The sequence below is a fragment of the Bacillus sp. P4_D3 genome, assembly GCF_056401855.1.
In genome coordinates this window covers 1-745 of record NZ_JBFUIN010001154.1, presented here as the reverse complement: position 1 = coordinate 745, position 745 = coordinate 1, and the positions used below count along the sequence as shown (strand labels likewise).

Annotated in this window: 1 protein-coding gene; it reads left to right on the top strand. The window is 33.0% G+C overall.

Going from position 1 to position 745, the window contains the following annotated elements; genetic code table 11:
* Positions 1-27 precede the first annotated feature (27 nt).
* Positions 28-745, top strand: a 718-nt coding sequence (locus AC1DTM_RS29940) for an MDR/zinc-dependent alcohol dehydrogenase-like family protein (RefSeq protein WP_477001641.1), incomplete at its 3' end; no start/stop codon positions are given.

The window sequence follows — 745 nt, the reverse complement described above, 5'->3', positions numbered from 1 at the left end:
CATTAATAATATAAAGGGGGATTATTAATGAACGCTATTGTACATCAACATAAAAAAGGATTAGACGGTTTAGAATATAAATTATCACCTGAGATAACTCCTAACATTGGAGAGGTTAAAGTGAAATTAAAAGCAGCAGGTTTAAATCATCGTGATTTATTTATAATGAATAATAGAAAAGAAATCGAATTACCTTTAATTTTAGGTTCAGATGGTGCAGGTATTGTTACTGAATTAGGAGACGGTGTTTCAAATATCACACTACATACAGAGGTTATTATAAATCCTAGTATTGGGTGGAATAATATTCATGAAATACCAGAGTTACCTGAAGTATTAGGTGGACCAGCAAATGGTACGTTTACCGAATATGTTATTGTACCAGCTGAAAATATAGTAAAAAAGCCACCATATCTTACATGGGAAGAATCTGGTGTTTTATCTTTATCGGCATTAACTGCATATAGAGCGCTTTTTACAAAAGGTAGATTGAAATCTGAAGAACATGTTCTAATTCCGGGAATTGGTGGTGGTGTAGCTACTTATGCTATGTTATTTGCTAAAGCAATTGGAGCAAAGGTAAGTGTTACTTCAAGGATAGAGAGTAAAAGAAAGACTGCAGAAAACTATGGCGCAGATTTTTCATTTAATAGTTCTGGTATTTGGGAAGAGTGCTTACATGGAGAAAAAGTAGATTTAATTATAGATAGTATAGGTCCGGCGACTTTCTTGAAATATTTTGATG